21 protein-coding genes are annotated in these 16,981 nt (G+C 45.8%); 7 read left to right on the top strand and 14 right to left on the bottom strand.

The features are described from left to right. Nucleotides 1-148: 148 nt before the first annotated feature. Nucleotides 149-595 (bottom strand): EVE domain-containing protein, encoded by a 447-nt coding sequence (locus tag METMK1DRAFT_RS11545; protein WP_009074353.1) that lies wholly within the window; start codon nt 593-595, stop codon nt 149-151. 108 nt (nt 596-703) lie between these two features. On the opposite strand from METMK1DRAFT_RS11545, the gene METMK1DRAFT_RS11540 reads away from it, so the two are divergent. After that, nucleotides 704-1,195 carry a DUF1286 domain-containing protein gene (locus tag METMK1DRAFT_RS11540; RefSeq protein ID WP_009074351.1) on the top strand — a complete coding sequence of 164 codons (492 nt, stop codon included), beginning with the start codon at nt 704-706 and terminating at the stop codon, nt 1,193-1,195. A gap of 65 nt (nt 1,196-1,260) precedes the next feature. Next, on the top strand, nt 1,261-2,823 hold the full coding sequence (locus tag METMK1DRAFT_RS11535; RefSeq protein WP_009074349.1) for an APC family permease: 1,563 nt from the start codon (nt 1,261-1,263) through the stop codon (nt 2,821-2,823). A 2-nt stretch (nt 2,824-2,825) separates the two neighbouring features. On the opposite strand, the gene METMK1DRAFT_RS11530 is transcribed toward METMK1DRAFT_RS11535, so the two are convergent. Next, nucleotides 2,826-4,019: a cation:proton antiporter gene (locus tag METMK1DRAFT_RS11530; protein ID WP_009074347.1), complete on the bottom strand. Its 1,194-nt coding sequence runs from the start codon at nt 4,017-4,019 to the stop codon at nt 2,826-2,828. Nucleotides 4,020-4,063: 44 nt separating this feature from the next. Here METMK1DRAFT_RS11530 and METMK1DRAFT_RS11525 point away from each other — a divergent pair, with 44 nt between their 5' ends. Beyond that, nucleotides 4,064-5,101: a hypothetical protein gene (locus METMK1DRAFT_RS11525; protein ID WP_009074346.1), complete on the top strand. Its 1,038-nt coding sequence runs from the start codon at nt 4,064-4,066 to the stop codon at nt 5,099-5,101. Here the strand turns inward: METMK1DRAFT_RS11525 and METMK1DRAFT_RS11520 are convergent. The 7 genes from METMK1DRAFT_RS11520 to METMK1DRAFT_RS11495 all read right to left on the bottom strand — a co-directional run bounded on the left by METMK1DRAFT_RS11520 (nt 5,076) and on the right by METMK1DRAFT_RS11495 (nt 10,437). Continuing rightward, complete coding sequence (locus METMK1DRAFT_RS11520; protein ID WP_245544638.1) at nt 5,076-5,885, bottom strand: DUF929 domain-containing protein; 810 nt, start codon at nt 5,883-5,885, stop codon at nt 5,076-5,078. The two genes, METMK1DRAFT_RS11525 and METMK1DRAFT_RS11520, sit on opposite strands and share 26 nt — an antisense overlap. A 48-nt stretch (nt 5,886-5,933) precedes the next feature. Beyond that, complete coding sequence (locus METMK1DRAFT_RS11515) at nt 5,934-6,578, bottom strand: hypothetical protein (protein WP_245544637.1); 645 nt, start codon at nt 6,576-6,578, stop codon at nt 5,934-5,936. Nucleotides 6,579-6,677: 99 nt separating this feature from the next. Beyond that, a complete protein-coding gene (locus tag METMK1DRAFT_RS19580; RefSeq protein ID WP_281034129.1) occupies nt 6,678-6,809 on the bottom strand; it encodes a hypothetical protein in 132 nt (43 codons plus the stop codon). 261 nt (nt 6,810-7,070) lie between these two features. Beyond that, nucleotides 7,071-7,250, bottom strand: a complete 180-nt coding sequence (locus METMK1DRAFT_RS11510) for a hypothetical protein (protein ID WP_009074335.1) — start codon at nt 7,248-7,250, stop codon at nt 7,071-7,073. 170 nt (nt 7,251-7,420) lie between these two features. Next, entirely contained in the window at nt 7,421-9,007 is a 1,587-nt protein-coding gene (locus tag METMK1DRAFT_RS11505) for a sodium:solute symporter family protein (RefSeq protein ID WP_009074333.1), read from the bottom strand. Between the two features lie 7 nt (nt 9,008-9,014). Next, nucleotides 9,015-9,221 carry a hypothetical protein gene (locus tag METMK1DRAFT_RS11500; protein WP_009074331.1) on the bottom strand — a complete coding sequence of 69 codons (207 nt, stop codon included), beginning with the start codon at nt 9,219-9,221 and terminating at the stop codon, nt 9,015-9,017. A gap of 166 nt (nt 9,222-9,387) precedes the next feature. After that, nucleotides 9,388-10,437 (bottom strand): DEAD/DEAH box helicase, encoded by a 1,050-nt coding sequence (locus tag METMK1DRAFT_RS11495; RefSeq protein WP_009074329.1) that lies wholly within the window; start codon nt 10,435-10,437, stop codon nt 9,388-9,390. Between the two features lie 308 nt (nt 10,438-10,745). Here METMK1DRAFT_RS11495 and METMK1DRAFT_RS11490 point away from each other — a divergent pair, with 308 nt between their 5' ends. Continuing rightward, entirely contained in the window at nt 10,746-11,321 is a 576-nt protein-coding gene (locus tag METMK1DRAFT_RS11490) for a hypothetical protein (protein WP_009074327.1), read from the top strand. Here the strand turns inward: METMK1DRAFT_RS11490 and METMK1DRAFT_RS11485 are convergent. The 4 genes from METMK1DRAFT_RS11485 to METMK1DRAFT_RS11470 all read right to left on the bottom strand — a co-directional run bounded on the left by METMK1DRAFT_RS11485 (nt 11,268) and on the right by METMK1DRAFT_RS11470 (nt 14,201). Continuing rightward, complete coding sequence (locus METMK1DRAFT_RS11485) at nt 11,268-12,419, bottom strand: VWA domain-containing protein (RefSeq protein ID WP_009074325.1); 1,152 nt, start codon at nt 12,417-12,419, stop codon at nt 11,268-11,270. The two genes, METMK1DRAFT_RS11490 and METMK1DRAFT_RS11485, sit on opposite strands and share 54 nt — an antisense overlap. Further along, the gene (locus tag METMK1DRAFT_RS11480; RefSeq protein WP_009074323.1) at nt 12,416-13,252 is read right to left on the bottom strand and encodes a metallophosphoesterase; all 837 of its coding nucleotides are present in this window, start codon (nt 13,250-13,252) and stop codon (nt 12,416-12,418) included. Before METMK1DRAFT_RS11480 ends, METMK1DRAFT_RS11485 begins: the two co-directional genes overlap by 4 nt. After that, complete coding sequence (locus METMK1DRAFT_RS11475; RefSeq protein ID WP_048087983.1) at nt 13,249-13,884, bottom strand: FHA domain-containing protein; 636 nt, start codon at nt 13,882-13,884, stop codon at nt 13,249-13,251. The genes METMK1DRAFT_RS11480 and METMK1DRAFT_RS11475 overlap by 4 nt, the downstream gene beginning before the upstream one ends. 125 nt (nt 13,885-14,009) lie before the next feature. Next, the gene (locus METMK1DRAFT_RS11470) at nt 14,010-14,201 is read right to left on the bottom strand and encodes a hypothetical protein (RefSeq protein WP_009074319.1); all 192 of its coding nucleotides are present in this window, start codon (nt 14,199-14,201) and stop codon (nt 14,010-14,012) included. Between the two features lie 278 nt (nt 14,202-14,479). On the opposite strand from METMK1DRAFT_RS11470, the gene METMK1DRAFT_RS11465 reads away from it, so the two are divergent. Next, complete coding sequence (locus tag METMK1DRAFT_RS11465) at nt 14,480-14,692, top strand: hypothetical protein (protein WP_009074318.1); 213 nt, start codon at nt 14,480-14,482, stop codon at nt 14,690-14,692. 169 nt (nt 14,693-14,861) lie between these two features. On the opposite strand, the gene METMK1DRAFT_RS11460 is transcribed toward METMK1DRAFT_RS11465, so the two are convergent. Then, nucleotides 14,862-15,539: a hypothetical protein gene (locus METMK1DRAFT_RS11460; RefSeq protein WP_009074316.1), complete on the bottom strand. Its 678-nt coding sequence runs from the start codon at nt 15,537-15,539 to the stop codon at nt 14,862-14,864. A gap of 40 nt (nt 15,540-15,579) precedes the next feature. Between METMK1DRAFT_RS11460 and METMK1DRAFT_RS11455 the strand changes: the two genes are divergently transcribed. Further along, nucleotides 15,580-16,533, top strand: coding sequence for a PP-loop family protein (locus METMK1DRAFT_RS11455; RefSeq protein ID WP_009074314.1), 954 nt, complete (start codon nt 15,580-15,582; stop codon nt 16,531-16,533). After that, the gene (gene priX, locus METMK1DRAFT_RS11450) at nt 16,517-16,978 is read left to right on the top strand and encodes a DNA primase noncatalytic subunit PriX (protein WP_048088081.1); all 462 of its coding nucleotides are present in this window, start codon (nt 16,517-16,519) and stop codon (nt 16,976-16,978) included. The genes METMK1DRAFT_RS11455 and priX overlap by 17 nt, the downstream gene beginning before the upstream one ends. Nucleotides 16,979-16,981 lie beyond the last annotated feature (3 nt).

Raw genomic sequence — 16,981 nt, 5'->3', positions numbered from 1 at the left:
GATTACGTGTCGCTGGAGAGGAGAACTCCACTATATTCTTGACGTCCCAGTGGAATGTGTTGATACCTAACCTGGTTGCGAGAGATCTATCCAGTAAAGAGTTAAGCACTACAAACCCAGGAAACTTCGACTTCTGATCGTCTCTCGACTAATCATACATGGTTTGTCTTAAGCACTCCTCAATGATCTTGGCGTCAAAGTCTGGGATAGGTCTCCCCAAATTGGCTGGGGCGTTTCTGAGATATTTCGGGAGTTGGACTACGTCCTCCACAAATTTGACCTTACCTATGAGGGACTTAACGTCACACGCCCCAGTTATCCAGACTTCAACTTTAACCCTGTGAGGGAATAAAGCCCTGTTCCTCACCTTCTCCTCAGGGTACAACGGTGTATCGTCATAGTACCACTCCGAGACCACCTTACCGATGCCAACGATTTTTCCACCATATCTCGTGGCATAATATTTACTTACGTAAAAGATGAGATCATCCCCCTGTTTGATATACTTGCTTAGATTACTTTTGTAACCGTAAACGCCATCATACTGGATATTATCCCACATGTCCTCTTGAATTGGTACTAGCCAGAAGGTCATAATCGTTTAGAAACTTCTAAGGTAAAAAACCTTTCCAGACTTGATCTCACACCTGATCAAAAGTGTTGAGGATAACATGCTTAAAAGAGGGAGGTGTATTCTATCTCGATGAAGTTACTCACCCACTACATCTTCACTACTGGTTTTCTCACTTTACTCTCAACTCCTTACTTGGGGTTCTACGTTTCTCTACTGCTTTCCTCAGTGATATCCTCACTCTCCAATACTCTCATAGACAGGCTTGGTCACGAAGTGAGAGGAGGTTTCGTCAGGAGAACCCCCACAACTCACACCCTGCCCCGGTCCGTAATATGGGGACTGCTCCCTTCCCTACCACTCTTCTACTTCTTTCACGTTCTACCCATCCTCCTCCTAGGAGTCCTCTCTGGACCCTCCCATATGCTCCTAGACATCTTCACGGAGAGGGGAATTTACGTGAAGAGGGGAGGGAGATGGAGGAGATTTGCCTTAGCTCATTTCTCATATGACAATCCGGTGATTAACGGAACTGCGATCCTGGCAGGGGCGTTGTTGCTTTATCTCGCCCTCTCCTTTAGCAATCATCAGGCTGACTTTACTTGGCCAAGTAAATTTCCATAGTTTTAAGATGGTACTTTCTTACATGGGCTAGTAAATGTTTTAAACCTTTAACTCTCAGCTATATTGTGAGTAGTAAGAGGAATATCTTCATAAGGGAAAGTTCAGGACTACTAAAGCAAGTGAACCTCCTAGACGCAGTCATGTTAAATATTGGTAATATGTCAGTAGGGGTAACTTTATTCGAATCAATATCACCATATATCAACAACTATCCAGGCGGAGTCCTCTGGATAGCCTCACTGATAGGACTGGCTTTTGCGTTCCCTCAGCTCTTCGTTTATACCTTCATGACAAGGAAGATATCGAGAACAGGTGGAGATTACGTCTGGATAAGCAGGAGTCTGAACGGTGGGATCGGGTCAACTATGGCCATAGCCCTCATGCTGGAATCCGTGGCCTACTTTGCCCTCATAGCTTTCTTCTCTGCTTCCAGCATAAACGCCGTTCTCTACACCATCGGAACTGTTGACAACTCACCTTCGCTGGTAGAACTTTCCAATAATCTCTTCGTAAATCCTTACGCTGGTGGGCTAACCTTGGAACAGAAGGCTCTATTTTACGGGATCGCGGCTGGTTTCTTCGTGATCGTGATATTACTCAACATCTTTAGGGCAAGATGGGGGTACTCAATAGTGAGTGGATTAGGTATTTTCTCCATGGCTACACTGATTTTGGCTATAATAGTGATAGGGGCAACGGCTCCTCACTTCGGAACATCAATAAGTCCATTCCTGACCTCCATAAATTCCAGCCTGATCAACGTTTATCGTAGCTCTACCTCACCCCTACCTCCCAACTTCAGTCTGCTATCTACCTTACTCTTACTTCCGCTCTTCGCTCTCTATACATATCCGTGGATGCAGGCAGGTCCAGCGGTCTCGGCCGAGTTCAGACAAACTGATAGGGTTGCCAAGTTGAACCTACTTCTTGCAGTCCTCCTTACAGGAATATTAGTGACTGGCGGTTTCCTGGAGATGGATTTAGTGGCAGGGTACCAACTTAATTTCAACGCCTATCCCACTTTCATCTATAACTTCTGGACCGTCGCCATGGCCGTTTCAGGCAACCCTATACTACAATGGCTGATAGGGCTTGGCAGTATCACCTGGAACTTCTTCGTGCTGGCCTACGGAGTGATAGTCTTCTCCAGGTACGTTTTTGCCCTTTCATTTGATAGGGTACTCCCAGAGAAGTTCGCGGAGGTCAACAGATACGGATCTCCGGTTTATGCTCACGTGCTAGACCTGACCATTACTCTCCTCTTTCTACTGGTGCCAGTCTTCTCATTGAGTGCTGCCCTATCCCTCTACGGTGCTACCATATTAGGCTCCCTTTACTTCCTAGTTGCCAGCGTAGCTGGAGCAATGTACGGCCTGAGGAACAGAGTGACTTCTCTACTGGTTGCAGGCATTATATCAGCAGGCTATTTCGCTTTTCTCACTTACGAGGCAGCAGCGAACCCACTCTTTGGTTTCATGACGTCTAACGGGACTCCTAATCCTATAACGCTCACGTTCGTAATAGGAGTGATACTGGTAGGTGTACTGGTCTACATTATTTCAAAGTATAGAAACTCCAAGAAGGGAATAGACATTTCCATGGTATTTAAGGAGATCCCACCAGAATAAAACTAATTTTTTGAAATTAATATCTTTTTATTCATTCTATCGAAGAGTGTTCCTCCAACTACCGTGGTCAGGAGGGACATTAGGACAACCTCTGACAACTCAGTTTGTGAAAATATACCGCTCGAGAAGGCTATGGAGGATATGACCAGTCCCATCTCACCTCTGGGGATCATTCCCAAGGACGCCGCTATTGATCTCCTTACATCCTTCGTATAGAGATAGTTAAACGGAATGACCCCCAAGAATTTCATGGTTATTGCTATCAGCGTAATTATAATTCCTTGAAGTAGAACTACAGGAGAAACGAAAGTAAATACGTCAGTCTCTGCTCCTATTGTGATGAAGAAGATTGAGCCGAACACTCCTAGTAGGGTCCTCACCATACCCCTTATTCTCTCTGCCTTCCTGCTCTCTGAGATACTCACACCAGCTATGAAGGCAGCGATTACTGGGGAGAAGCCTAGGGATATCATTACGGTCACGAGCACGAAAAGTACCAACAGGGAAACATCTATTACTAGAGAATCGGAGACTAAGGATATTATTCTAGGGATTATTAATACGGAGAAGAACAAGATGATTAACCACGACAGGAGTACAAGGAGGCTGGTTCTGAATACCCCCAATACACTTAGCTGGTTATCTGAGATCAAGGAAAGAGATACCGAGAGAATGATGAACGCCACTACGTCATCTATTGCGGCAGCTGATAAGAGGATTTTTATGTAACGTTCGGTCTCCAACTTGCCTCCCTCTATGAGGGAAGCCACCGCAGCGAGGCTGGTGGCAGCGCTTGCTGCACCCATAAGTAATGCAGTGTTAAAGGGAAAGTACCTGGAGGAATAGAGGTATACTCCCAAGAAGGGTAGGGCTGCTCCCATGCTTGCTGAGAGGAACGCTGAGACACCGGAGGAACGGAGCGATTTGAATCCGTGCTCCAGTCCCGCCGCAAATATGAGGAGAACGACTGCAAATTCTGAGAAAAGTGTGAGGTAGTTATTGAAGGTGAAGATCTGAAGACCAGTGATAGAATTGATTATGGTTCCTAATGCGTAGGGCCCTAGGATCAATCCAGTCAGGAGTTCCCCGAATAGTGAGGGTATCCTAGCCTTACCCATGACTATTTTAATCGATTGTGCGGCTGTAACTAAGATGAATATCTCGAGAAGAGCTAGGTAAATCTCGTCAGAACTCATTGGGGCATGATAGATTTTTATAACTAAAAACGTTAGGTTGGATCATGTCGTTCTTCAGGAAGAGGGAGGAGAAGAATGTCCTCCACATAGATCATCTAAATCCTATGATGAAGAGAGCTATCAAGACATTAATTGACTCTGGAGTTCCTGAGGTTGCAAGGTTATACGGGTTCAGGTACTTAATACCCAGGCTCGGGGAACCAATGTTTGTTCCCCTCGGGAGATTAGACGATGATTTTAAGGACGTGTTTGAAGCCTTCAATAGAATACTTGAGGAGGTCAATGAGGTCAAATTCAGGGGGATGGAGACTTATAGGCTGTGGTATCCTACAGCAGAGGAGATAGAACACTTCAGGTTCACGTTTTATTCAATTGTATCTCAAGAAGGTGGAATGAAGGTAGGTATAGGGGCGAACCCCCTGGCCTCTCTGGATCAAGATCTGTTTAAACTGGGAGGAGTGGAAGAGTACGTTGTGAACAAGAAGGTCCTGATCCTCACACCTGCTCTGGTAGGGCAGGCAGTGAACTCCCAATCAGTCCTGTCCAAAGCCAAGAACGTTAATCTCTTGGATATTGTAAGTGAGAGGAGGGGGGAGATCATCGAATCGTTCTTATGGCTCAACAAGTCTTTTCACGATAAGTACGACAAGGATAGGGACTACGACGTGGAGCTGAGTAGGATGTACATGCAGAGGTTGTTTGACGTTATATCTAAGATTGCTTCTGGAAAGCTAGTTAAGTCCCCCTCAGAGTATGAAACTGTCCTCTTACCACTCTTCATCTTTCCGAAAAGGAGAATTGTGGGGAACGTCTCTGTGATGGAGGCCTGGAACTTCAATGAAGAATTTGCGGAGATGCTGAGACAGGCAAGGTTTCACGATGTGGAAGTAACTCCAGTGATTTACAACTATGAAGTCATCAATGAGTTAGTGGACAACTATGCACCTAGGGCCGAGAATTTGGTCATACTCACCGACCAGAAGTCTCCTCTCCTGGAGAGATTAGATTTCCTGTCTTGGACGAAGGGATATAAGGTTATAAAGGACGGAGAGTTCACTAAGATCCTTCAGCCTGCGAAATGATAGACTCTATAGTGCTAGCTGCACTCTGTATGGGAGCAGGAACGTTGCCGCTCTGTATTTGACTTAGTAGTGTAGTGGAGTTAGTGTCAATTATCTGTTGTGGTTCTAGGTTGCTAGGATAACCGAGCATCAACCACGTCCCTCCAGGTCCTGTAATTATCAATGTGGTTACAATGTGCGGAATCGGCGATGCGTAGGCTATTGGCGTGACCGTGCCGTTGGGTGCCGGTACACGAGTGAGGTTAAGTTGATATTGTTCAACGTATTGACTTACCCAAGGTGGAAGATCATTCTGAATCTCCTGTAGGCCGATCTGTACCGCCTCTCCGTTTAGAGGCTTCCCGTCTGGAGTCGCGTTAAGATATTGATTATAAATGTAAAGAAAGTGAAAATCAACTGATGAGTTGGGTTCGAACCCTTGAAATAGTAGCCCTGGTACGGCTCCGCCTAGTTCTTCTTCACTTAGTGAGTAGTGGGGAATAACCTGAACCTGACCATAGTGATCTAAGGCAAGGTAGAGGGGCCATGATAAGGTAGCCCCATAAGGACAACCATACCAACTTACGAAGTAAACATCCACTTTTCCTGGAGGAGCGTAGTCGTTGGAAGACACCTTTACGAAATGAGTGAAGGCATCGGTCGAGGCTGAGGCAGTTTGATGGAAGCTAAGTCCTATAAATAAAACAATAACCAAGAGTAGCGCTACAAACGGAATATAGATCATTTTACTCTCTTTTTGTTGTTTTCCTCTCTTGGATCGTGCCATATTGTTTACAACTTTCATGAGCATATAAACATTTTTCATAAAAGGTACACTGTTTGACGAAGCTGTTCAATTCCTTAGGTAGCATATCCTACCGTTTCCTATCCTTAGGAGTTCATCACACTCCATGCGTACTACGTGTAGAGTCTTCTCGATTGCCTTCCTAAGGTGAACGTCTATGTGCACAGGTTTGTAAGCCGTGACCAGAAACCAGAGATTTCCTCTAGTTTCCACAACAATTAACCTAGGTTCCAACTCTGATAACCTCTCCACTACTCCATTACTATTGCCCACTCCAGTTACTCTGAACTCCTTCACAACAACGTTACCCGAGATCTCGTCCAAATCTATTCCATCGACGTAAATTGTTAATAGAGAACCAGTCTTGAGAATAGACGTGAATTCCCTTGGCTCTATCTCTATCTTATACTTGGCCAGATAGCTGTTCCATCTCTCCCTTTTCCTCCCTCTCAGTTTAGTCCTTACAAGACCTGCAACACTCATGTTCATGACCATATCTGAGGCAGTCGCTGTGATGAAGTCCTGATCCCTGAAGATCGAGATTCCAGAACATCTGGATTCTGTCAATCTACCATCACATATGTAACTGAGTTCTGGCAGAGGGGGTATTAACAAGTCTTCAGGGATTTCAGTCCTTAACTCCACAAGGAGATATTTGTCAGGAGTAATTAATACCTCTTTCATTGGTTTCATCAAATAAAAACTAAGAAAATTCTCAGCTCCGTGTTGAGACTCTGCCCGGACGATTCAGGGCTCCATTGTGAATTATAATATTCAGCTCCAGGCTAGTGTTTACCCGTGGCGTAACTTACCTTCTTTAATTACTTTTAATTCCGCCATGGGCACCCCTCTTAAGGGATCATACACGGTCACCCTCAAGTCATTGGGGCTAGTCGAGGGAAACTTCAATACCCTCCCATCCACTTTTATCACTCCCATCCTCGTGGGCAGTGCACGTCATCGGTCGGGAGATCATTAAAAGAAAGCTCTTGGGTAATACTACATGAACATAACCCACATCAAAACGATATTTATAAAATTGAAAATAACGAGTAGTTACGTAAAAGAGTTACAGTCTAATTCCATGAACCCCCTATCGACGCTCAGCCTAAAGTTTTAGATCTCTCGTTTAATACTTATTAAACAAAATGAATTCGCAACGGATCTGTGAATTTCCGTTTGTCCCTACACTTTCATTTCAATCATTTTATGTTCAATCATGATCGAGTGCAGGGACTTAGCCCTCAACCACCCACTTAAGGTAGGTGGGTCACGGGACTCCTTCGAGCCCAACGGCACGGGGCTCACATCTCTGCAATCACTCCCACCCTTTTGGGCATAGCCCACATCGGTGTGGGGGGTCATTATTCATCAACAAAAGTTTGTTATAAACAAATATAAAAAGATTTCTATCAACGTGAAAAAGGATTCAGCCCTCTGCTCTACCGTTTAGCTTTGGAAGGAAAAACGTAGTGTCGAAATTTCAAATTCTGAAATTAACTTGATATAAGTTAGAAAACATAAGTAAGAAAAATTTACATTTCTTTTGTAATCTCTTCTTCTTTTATCTTAGTTTCGGGCCTCCAACCTGCCATGGAAGCTATCGCCGAGCCAACAACAGATACAGCTAAGTTTATCGCCAGTGCTATTATGGCAATGTATATGGGACCTAAGGGAGTTGAGAAGAGGGAGGTCTTAATCACACCGAACTTGGCGTTGGCCTCCACTATCAATGCGATCGCGGACAGTATTCCAGCCCCCCAGCCTGCAAACGTAGCGTAACCGTTGAGCCTCTTGGTATAAAGGCCTAAGAACACCGGCGGCAGAGTCTGAGAAATAAGTATGCCTCCAAGTAACTGGAGTTGGATCGCGTAAGTTGCGGGCACAACAAAGACGAAACCTAGAGCCACGAATTTGAAAATTGTGGAGATGATCTTAGCTAATGTAGACTCAGTCCTGGGATCTAAGTCCTTCTTAAACTCCTTTATAACGTTTCTCACTAATAGGTTAGCCACTCCTATTGCCATTATTGCCGCTGGAACCAGACCTCCTATGAATATGGCCAAGAAGGCCAAACCTACAAACCAATCGGGCATGGTGAAAGCTACGAGAGCTGGTACGGTGACAGCTCCATTGGCCAACTTAACTACGAGGGCTAGGGCGGAAGGGACTGCATATATCAAGATTCCGAATAGTGCTAATAACGCTAAACCCACTCCGTAGACTGGAAGGATGGAAGTACCGAGCTTAAGTTTGTTCTTATCCTCAGAGCTGAGAGATCCGTTAATAGCGTGCGGGTAGAGGTAGAGCGCCAGTGCACTTCCCAAGGCCGTACTAAAGTATGCCGGAATTAGCGTAGGTGGTAAGAACGAATAGGGAATCGGTTTCTTAACGTGATTTATGGCGTAGTTGACTGTCACAGAGTTATGTAGCGCGTTATTGAAGGCAGCGGCGAATCCCCCGTAGGCTAAAGGTACGTAGACTATAACCGTGAGTACTGTAATCCAAATCAGTATATCCTTCATTACCCCAGTAAGTGCAGCTCCCCTGAGTCCGCTGGTAAACGTAAATAGAGCGAGTACTATGAACGCAAGTACAAGGGCCACGTCTAGAACGGTCTTCGAAGCTACTCCAGTTAGCCCCACCAGAAGCACTGCCAATACTGCCTGCATACCTATGATCTGCAGGGCTATATATGGGAGCTCAGCAACAACTCCAGTTAATGCGACAGCGATTGCGAGGGATTTACTGTTAAATCTGTCCTTGACGAAATCCGAGGCTGTAACATAACCTTTATTCTTGGAGACTGTCCATAGCCTAGGCATTGTCAGTAGGGCAATAGCGAAGCCCCACGCCACATACGGTACAGCGAAGAAATAGAAGGCGCCGTTTGCCAGCATTCCTGAGGGTACAGCAATGAATGTGTAAGCGGTGAACAGGTCAGCACCCATTAGGAACCACACCAGTAACCATCCCAGTCTCCTACCCCCAAGTCCCCACTCGTCTATCTTGGATAAGTCACCTTTCCTCCACCTGGAGGCCCAGAAGCCCAAGAAAGCGAAAATAGCGAAGAGAACTACGAATACTGCTACAGAAACGGTATCTATATTACCTAGGGCCAACCTTGCTTCACCTCTTGCTACCGTTCTCCCTTACGACTAGCACCACAGCTGCAAACAGGATAGTTGAGACCAAGAGTAGGATTATTTGATAGCTGTAGAATAAGGTCAGTCCTCCTATGGATGGCGTTGCAGTGTTGAAGTAGGGGAAAATCGAGTAAATGATTATATCTATCAGGAACGCTATTCCCATGGCTATGTAGAACTTTCCGTTCATGTGTATCAGAAATTTATATGTATGATGCCACTTATAAATTTTATAATCGATCTAGCAATAATCATGTAAAACTTTTCTCGCGAGTGTTTGGAGAATTAAGTACACATGATTTTCAGATCTTCAAATCAATAAACATTATTTTAGATTTTTTTTTTTAAGATAAAAATTAGCTACTGTTTAGTTGTACGGACTTCACCATGACCCTGATCTTATCTACGATTTCCTTATCCCTTCCAGTGTAGTAGGAGATCGCCTTCCCCTTCCTTCCCATCCTTCCCGTCCTTCCTACCCTGTGTATATAGGTCTCCACATCCTTGGGCATATCAAAGTTTATCACTGTGTCCACATCTATTACGTCTATCCCGCGAGACGCTAGGTCGGTAGAGACTAACACGTCTGTGTAGCCTCTCCTGAACCTGAGGAGACTTCTTTGTCTAGCTCCCTGTGACATGTCGCCGTGCAGGAGAGACGCTCTCATCCTCCCATCTAAGGACTCGTACAATGCCTCCGCCCTAGCTTTAGTGTTGGCGAAAATTATAGTCTTTCCGTCAGTGTGTTTCGACAGCATCGATACCTTTTCTCTCCAGTTGTCCCTAACTTGATAGAAGAGGTGTTCTATCTCAACAGGTTTATACTCATCCAACTTAAGGAACTCAGCGTAGGGGGCAAACTCTCTAGCTAACCTTCTCACCTCCTCAGGTACCGTAGCTGAAAAGAAACCGAACGTTCTGGCAGAGGTCTTTGAAAGTATCATCCGTACGTCATCTATGAATCCCATGTCTAGCATCCTATCGACCTCATCTACCACAGCAGTGGTGAACCTCGACAGATCAAGTGTGCCTCTACCCCACAGATCCAGGGTTCTACCTGGAGTAGCCACGACTATCTTGGCCAATGCTTCCCTCTCCTGCCTTTCATATCCCACTCCTCCAATTATGACACCTACACTCGTCCCTTTGTATTTACCAAGTCTCCTGGCCTCAAAGGCTACCTGCTCCGCCAGCTCTCTGGTAGGAGTGACGATTATCGTGTCCTCACCCCTCTCTAACACCGGAAGGAGATAGGATGCAGTTTTACCAGATCCAGTCTTAGCCTGTACGATCACACTTCTCCCCTGAATGAGGATTGGGATCGTAATCTCCTGTACCTTGGTGGGTCTCACGTAATTTGCATCAGACAATGCTCTCCTGAGTTCATTGCTGAGTTTGTCGAACATGGGCTGTAGAGAGCGTCGAGGTTAATAAATTCGCTTGAAGAGATATTCAACAATGAATCTTGTTATATTCAGTATATTTCTCTATTTATATAAATCTCCACTTTAAACTGTTTGATAAAATACCGTCTTTTCTTTTAAAATCCCCTTTTTAGGCCTCACTTAATTAAATACTTTTCTAAAAGTCATTATGGATTTCCTCAGATATATAAGGCAATGTTTAAACATGAGAGAAAGTAAAATTATAGATAGGACAGATTTAAGTACAATTTAGACGAATAGAGATTAACTTCCGCGTAAATTATTCTCACATGAAGTTATTTGGGGTAAACGTTGATTCCCTGCTCACTCCTGAAGTCAGATATCTCATGACTTCCACTTCCTTCCTGCCTTCTCTTGATGAAGAGAGACCTTCCATCTATTCCCTGGATGAAGGGGGAAGGATAATAAGAGAACTAATAATCCTCAGGGAGTCTAAGCTTCCCGGAAGGAGGCCCCAGCCAGGATATAAGGTTAAGGTTGAAGTCAAGGGCGATGGGAGACTGAGCTCTTTGGGGGGAACGAACTCGTTATCTGTAAGCCTTAGGGCCAAGAATATAAGGGAATGGTTATCCGCAGACTTAATCTTCCAGGCAGGTTACATAAATCCCTCGGTCACACTGATAGTGAGAGACGTACCGGTACTAGCTAATGACGAGGGAGAGCTACAAACACAAGTTATTAACTTCTTAAGGGAATGGGGCATTAAAGCTGAAAAATTACCAGTAACTCTAAATTACGTTCCACCAGGAAAGAAGGTCAAGTCAAGGCTGATAGACATCGATTACCTTTCCTTAGCCTTCTCCCCTAAGTTTTCTAGTGACCTCGCTAGAGACCTCTTTGGATAACTTCCTCGTTTGCTCTGTAGTACCTCCAGCTCTCTTCGTGGTCTCCAGGCTATCAGATAACCGCCTAGTCGTCTCCATGAGTTCTATCCTCCTCGTCTGACCAGCTATCTCTTCCATCCTCTTCAAAGTCCTCGTGGCTTCCACGAGGTTCCCTGCCTCAACCTCTGAAGAGATTTTCTGTAGGTTGTTGAAGTATTCGTACTCGAGCAGCACGTCCTTATTCACACCCGAAATGAATGTGGACTGATCGGGGGCTGGATTGACAGCGACTACGTTCATTAGTGCCTGTGGTCTGCCGTCAATGGGTTCCTCGTAATTTACCTTAACTGTCATAAAGTTTCCCCTGAAGTTTGGGGGTAGGAGCGTCTCGCCTAAAATCTTAATGACCCCCTCTACTGCGTTTATCTTGACTGGAGGCCCTGCATAATTCAACAACCTTACGTTGGATTCTGACACTATGTCCACACTTACGTTCTTAGCAGCTATCTTAGTTTTTGCAGCCTTGGGTAGTTTCTCTGGGATCTCCATGGCATCATTCACGTGGTAGAACACACCGCTGGACTTGTCCGAGAGTGCTTTCAGTATAGACTCGTTATAGTCCTCCCCGATTCCAAACGAGACCACCTGCAGGTTGCCCGGTATCTGGAGCCTCTTATACGTCTCAGGATTAGTATCGTCCGTGGGGTTACCGTCAGTGAGGAGAATAACGTAGCTGGGAAGCCCGTGTTTATTGTGAAGATTGAACGCTGTAAGGAGTGCAGTGAAGAAGGCCGTCTGTCCTCCTGCGGACAGGTTTTCTATCTCCTGGGTTAGGTCCACCGGATCTACGAACTGTCTCACAATGTTAACCCTGGTGGAGAAAGTGACGAAGCTGACCTTATTTCCAGGGGGTATTCGTTTCAGGAGTTCTACAGCCCCCTTCTTGGCATTCTCGAGTTTTAAACCTTCCATAGATCCGCTGGTGTCCAGGAGGACTATGTAGTGGAAGCCAGTTGCGGTAGTAATCTTCTCAGGGACCAATAATACCTTGAAAACCATCTTGACCTCGTTTCCGAACGAGTACCTATGGCTAGTCTCGATCTTCATTGAAAGGGTCATAGTCCATCACCTTCATAGAGGAACCTTTCATCCAAATACTCTTGAGTTAAGTTCTCATCCTCGATCCTTAGGATTCCAGCTCTCATCTTGTGATATCTACTGGAGAACACTGTTATAACCCTATTATCCATCTCGAACCTAAAGCCATCTGCAACCTCGTGTCCCCTTATTATTCCCTTGAGAGAGTTTTGCTCAAGGAACCTCAACGTAACGTCCTTCCCGTAGAAGAAGGTTCCTTCGCCTCGTACGTTAGGGATGAATCCGTCCAGTTCCTCTCTGGGATCGTTCCAGAGGAGTTCCATGGCAATCTGGTCCTCTGGGAGCAAATCTGGCTTCTTTAATCCCTCTACTTGGTCTACTGACTCCAGTCCCCTAGCTATTCCCCCGTGAACGCAGAAATATCCATTTACAATGGCTACGTAAGGCATCACCGAGAACATTGAGGCGAATTCTTCATAGTATTCCGCTCCCATTTTCTCCCTCACCTCGCTCTTAAAACCATAGTATTCATTGGTCATAGGGCTTTCATGATTACCTCTAAGTACGATTATCTTCTCTGGGTTCTCCAAGAACTTGGGAAGTATGAGCTCTAGATTCTCTAGACCGTACGGCTCCCTATCCACGTAGTCACCTAAGAATACTATTGAGTCATACTCCCAATACTTCTCAAGGACGTACTTGGTGACGTTAATCGCACCGTGAGTATCCCCTACAACTACTACTCTCTTCCTCTCTCCCAGCCTCAAGAGCGGCCTCATCGAGGAGAATTTATCCCTCGCCTTTGCCACCACATCGAGGAGGGCCTCTCTCCTCTCTTGGGGCCATGGACTCATTCTCTCACAATCTTGATTATGGTACTGTTGCCTAGCTTGACCACTGCGTTCTTGGGCAGGAGCATCTTTCCCTTGACTGCCTGAAATACCTTCCCGTCATAAACGTAAGTTCCGTTTGTGCTATTTAGATCCTCTATATATAGATTGTCCCCCTCCCGATAAAGGAGAGCATGTCTCCTCGATATCTCGTTATCGGGGATCATAAGGACGTTCTCTGGACTCCTACCTAGGGATATCGTCTCAAACACCTCGAAGTCCAAGGGCACCTTGGTCTTATTAAGCGATGATACGGGAGTCGCTATGAACTGGATGTAATATTTCCCCACCGGTTGAGGTTGCTGAACCTGTGTAGTTTGAGGTTGCTGAACTGGTGTGGCCTCGGCTTGCGTAGGTTGTGCAGGCATTTGTTCCGCTTGAGGCGTTGGAACAGACTGCTCTACGGGTGGAGTTTCTGGAGATGCCGTTTGTGGCTGCTGTTCTTGTTGGGTTGTCAACGGTTCTCCCTGGACTTGAGGGACTGACTCGGTCTGTTGTGAGGGCTGAGATTCCTCTGGTTTCTTAAGTCCGCATGTGGTACAATATATAGCATCGTCTGGGTTTTCCGTTCCACATCCACTACATTTCCATGGCATAGACTATTACTCTATAGAAAAACCTATTAAGTATTTCCGCAGAACTTCTCCCCTCAGAACTTATGGAAGTTTGGCTCCTATCTCCCGCTTTAATACTTGGACTGACGGGCCAAAGGGATACGTGTTTACCCGTGGCGTAACTTTTCCTTACTTTTAATTACTTCTAATTCCGCCACGGGCACCCCTCTTAAGGGATCATACAGGGTCACCCTTAACTCATTGGGGCTAGTCGAGGGAAACACCGCTACCCTCCCATCCACACTTTTATCACTCCCCAAACCTCGTGAGCAGTGCCCGTCATCAGTTAGGGAGATCATCAATAAAAACTACTTCGGTGATACTATATAAACACAACTTGTCAAAACGATATTTAGAAGTGATTAAAAATAACGAGTAGTTACGTAGAAGCGTTACAGTCTCAATCCTTATTGATTACGCAACGAGAATGTCGCATGTGTTGAAGGATAGTTAGGGAGTATCTGAGCTCCTTCCCGCCCTGACAGTAGACCCAAAATCATTCTTCTAAAAATATTTGATCTGAGATTTAAATTGTGAGTAGAGGGGAGAGTTAAGGCGAGGGAGTCGCATATTGCTCATGAGCAAAATGAAGGGTGCAATACGATCGATACCCCACCGAGAACTTCGGCGAACTGCAGGCAAGATAGAGTCTTACCTGAACTTTCGGGGAAGGAAGGCGAGGGAGGTGGCTAAGGCTCTGGTCTTGTCCCAGACCGTGAGGAACTACGCGGGGAAGGTTATGGTCCAAGAGATGCTGAGGAAGGCGAGGGAGGTTGAGGTCGTGAATTAGCTCGTGGAACAGGTCCTCTCCCTGGGGGTCAAGCTCTGGTCCTCGACGCCGGATTCCACGACGTCGAGGTACTTCGCCACGTCTTAGTTAACTACGTCCTCGCAGTCCCGGTAGGGAACGTGAAGGTCTACCGTGAGACGGGGAGGAGGTCAGTGTAGCTCTCACGATTTCAAAGAATTTTCGCTATTTTTCTGAAGAAATCTAGATCAGCCGGTGCAGATAATAGGACAGATCTAACTCCTATTACATCTAAGTCCTGGATTAATAGGGGCACTTCTCGCTCTTCAAAGGAGGGTTGTGAGATCCCCTTAATCAATTCTGTGTTCTTGTCAGTTTTAACTATGATGTAGGGGATTATCCTTTCCTTCTCTAGGCCTTCTAGTGAACTCAAACTATTGAAATGTAGGGCTAGGAAGAAATCAGCCTGCGTATCGAGTCTCCTGAATATTTCTTCCTTCGTTTTCCTTAGACTCACCATAGCTCCGGACCTAACTCCGTACCCCTTTGCGATTTCAACGGCCTTCTCCGACGTCAGATGAGTCACCTCTTTCCCGAACCTGGGCTTATCACCCTTAGTGAAGGCTACGTCAAAGCTGAACAGTTTAGCCGTTATGGCCAAAGACCTCACAAACAATTCGTTAACATCCGCGAGCCTCTGGTTCACTATTATCCTCTTGCTCTCTCCCAACCTCTCCCTTATTTTGACTCCCAAGGCAGAGGGTAACACGGAAGGCTCTCCTAAGGCCGCGTCTGGTATATCGTACCCGTCAAAGGGGCTTATGATCTCTATCATCTTCTCTACCTTTTCCATCTTCTGCTTTGGATGGACCTCAACCAGAACTTCCATTCTAGGCACCTTTTTATATTTCAGATATATATTTTTCTAAGTGCAGTGTACCAAGTGTGGCAACAAGGCTATAATAAGGATATCATATGCAAACCTCCTTCTATGTTCAATACACTTTTGGGAGTGGTTCGAACAGAGGGTGGAGCGTACCGTAAAGAAGTACAGGATGCTTGAGGGTTCCAGAGTGGTAGCTGTAGCTGTTTCCGGAGGTAAGGATAGCACTACGCTGCTCCACGTCCTTCATAAGCTCTCTTCAACCCACGGCTTCGAAGTTATAGGAATAAACATCGACCTAGGAATAGACGTCGGTACTAGATACTCTTCTTTAAGCACGGAGTTCGCAATCAAGAACTTTGAAGCTTTGGGCGTCAAGTATAGGGTGGTCAAGCTTCAAGAGGAATACGGCTTCACAATAGACGAGGCCAAGGTGAAGGTGAGGAGACCAGTCTGTAGTACGTGTGGATTGGTCAAGAGGTACGTTATGGAAAGGGCAGGCAAGGAGGTGGGAGCGGATACACTCGCAACTGGGCACAATCTCAACGATGTGGCTCAGTTCGTCATGAGCGGTTACCATTCAGGAGACGTCTCTAACTTGGCTAGATTGAGGGCAGTATCCCCTGCTGAAAACGGCTATCTGAAGAAGATTAAGCCTTTATTCCTCTCTTATGAGAGGGAAATAACTACTTATGCCCTCACTAAGGGAATCCCGTTCATCATGGACTCCTGCCCCCATAACCTGAGGGTAGGAGGACCAACCGGGGATAAGTTGAGAAGGATACTTGAGGAGACAGAGGATCAGATACCGGGCTTCATGTTCAGGCTTGTGGAGAACTTTGAGGACAGGGTGAGACCCTTCTTCGAGGACCTACCTAAGTTCAACCTAGGGAAGTGTAAAGTCTGTGGCATGCCCACCAACATGGATAGGGAGATCTGTTCCTTCTGTGCGGTGAGAAGTAGGCTGCTTGAGGGGAAGAGAGGTGCCGTCGCAAAATAAGAAATTCGAGATCACTCTCCATTATCCAGACGAGACACCAGCAGGCAAGGTTGAATACATCGATGGGATCTCCAGAGTATTTAATGAAAAAGGGGAGTTTCTCTTTGAGGTAGAAGGGATCTTCCCTCCTAGGCCCAGAACTTCCTCCATGGAGTGGATAGACAAGGTCCTGGAGAAGGGGCTTAAGGATGGGAGGAAGAGGTTCATACTTTACGTAGCTTCAAGGTATTTGCTCAACGTGAAGGGACTCACAGAGGAGGAAACTGTGGAGAGACTCAAGGAATTTTACTATAAAGGGGGAGGAAGGGTGTACGACACTTGGCTGAGGTCCGTAGTGAGGGGAGTAAAGACCAAGGGCTTGAGACCACCCTCACTGAGGACTCTAGAGCTTAAGGACAAGGAGTTGTACTTAGAGATAAAGAAAGTTTTGGAAGAAAATAGTTAACAA

Source organism: Metallosphaera yellowstonensis MK1, assembly GCF_000243315.1.
GTDB classification, from domain to species: Archaea; Thermoproteota; Thermoprotei_A; order Sulfolobales; family Sulfolobaceae; genus Metallosphaera; species Metallosphaera yellowstonensis.
This window is presented reverse-complemented; position numbering and strand designations above follow the sequence as displayed.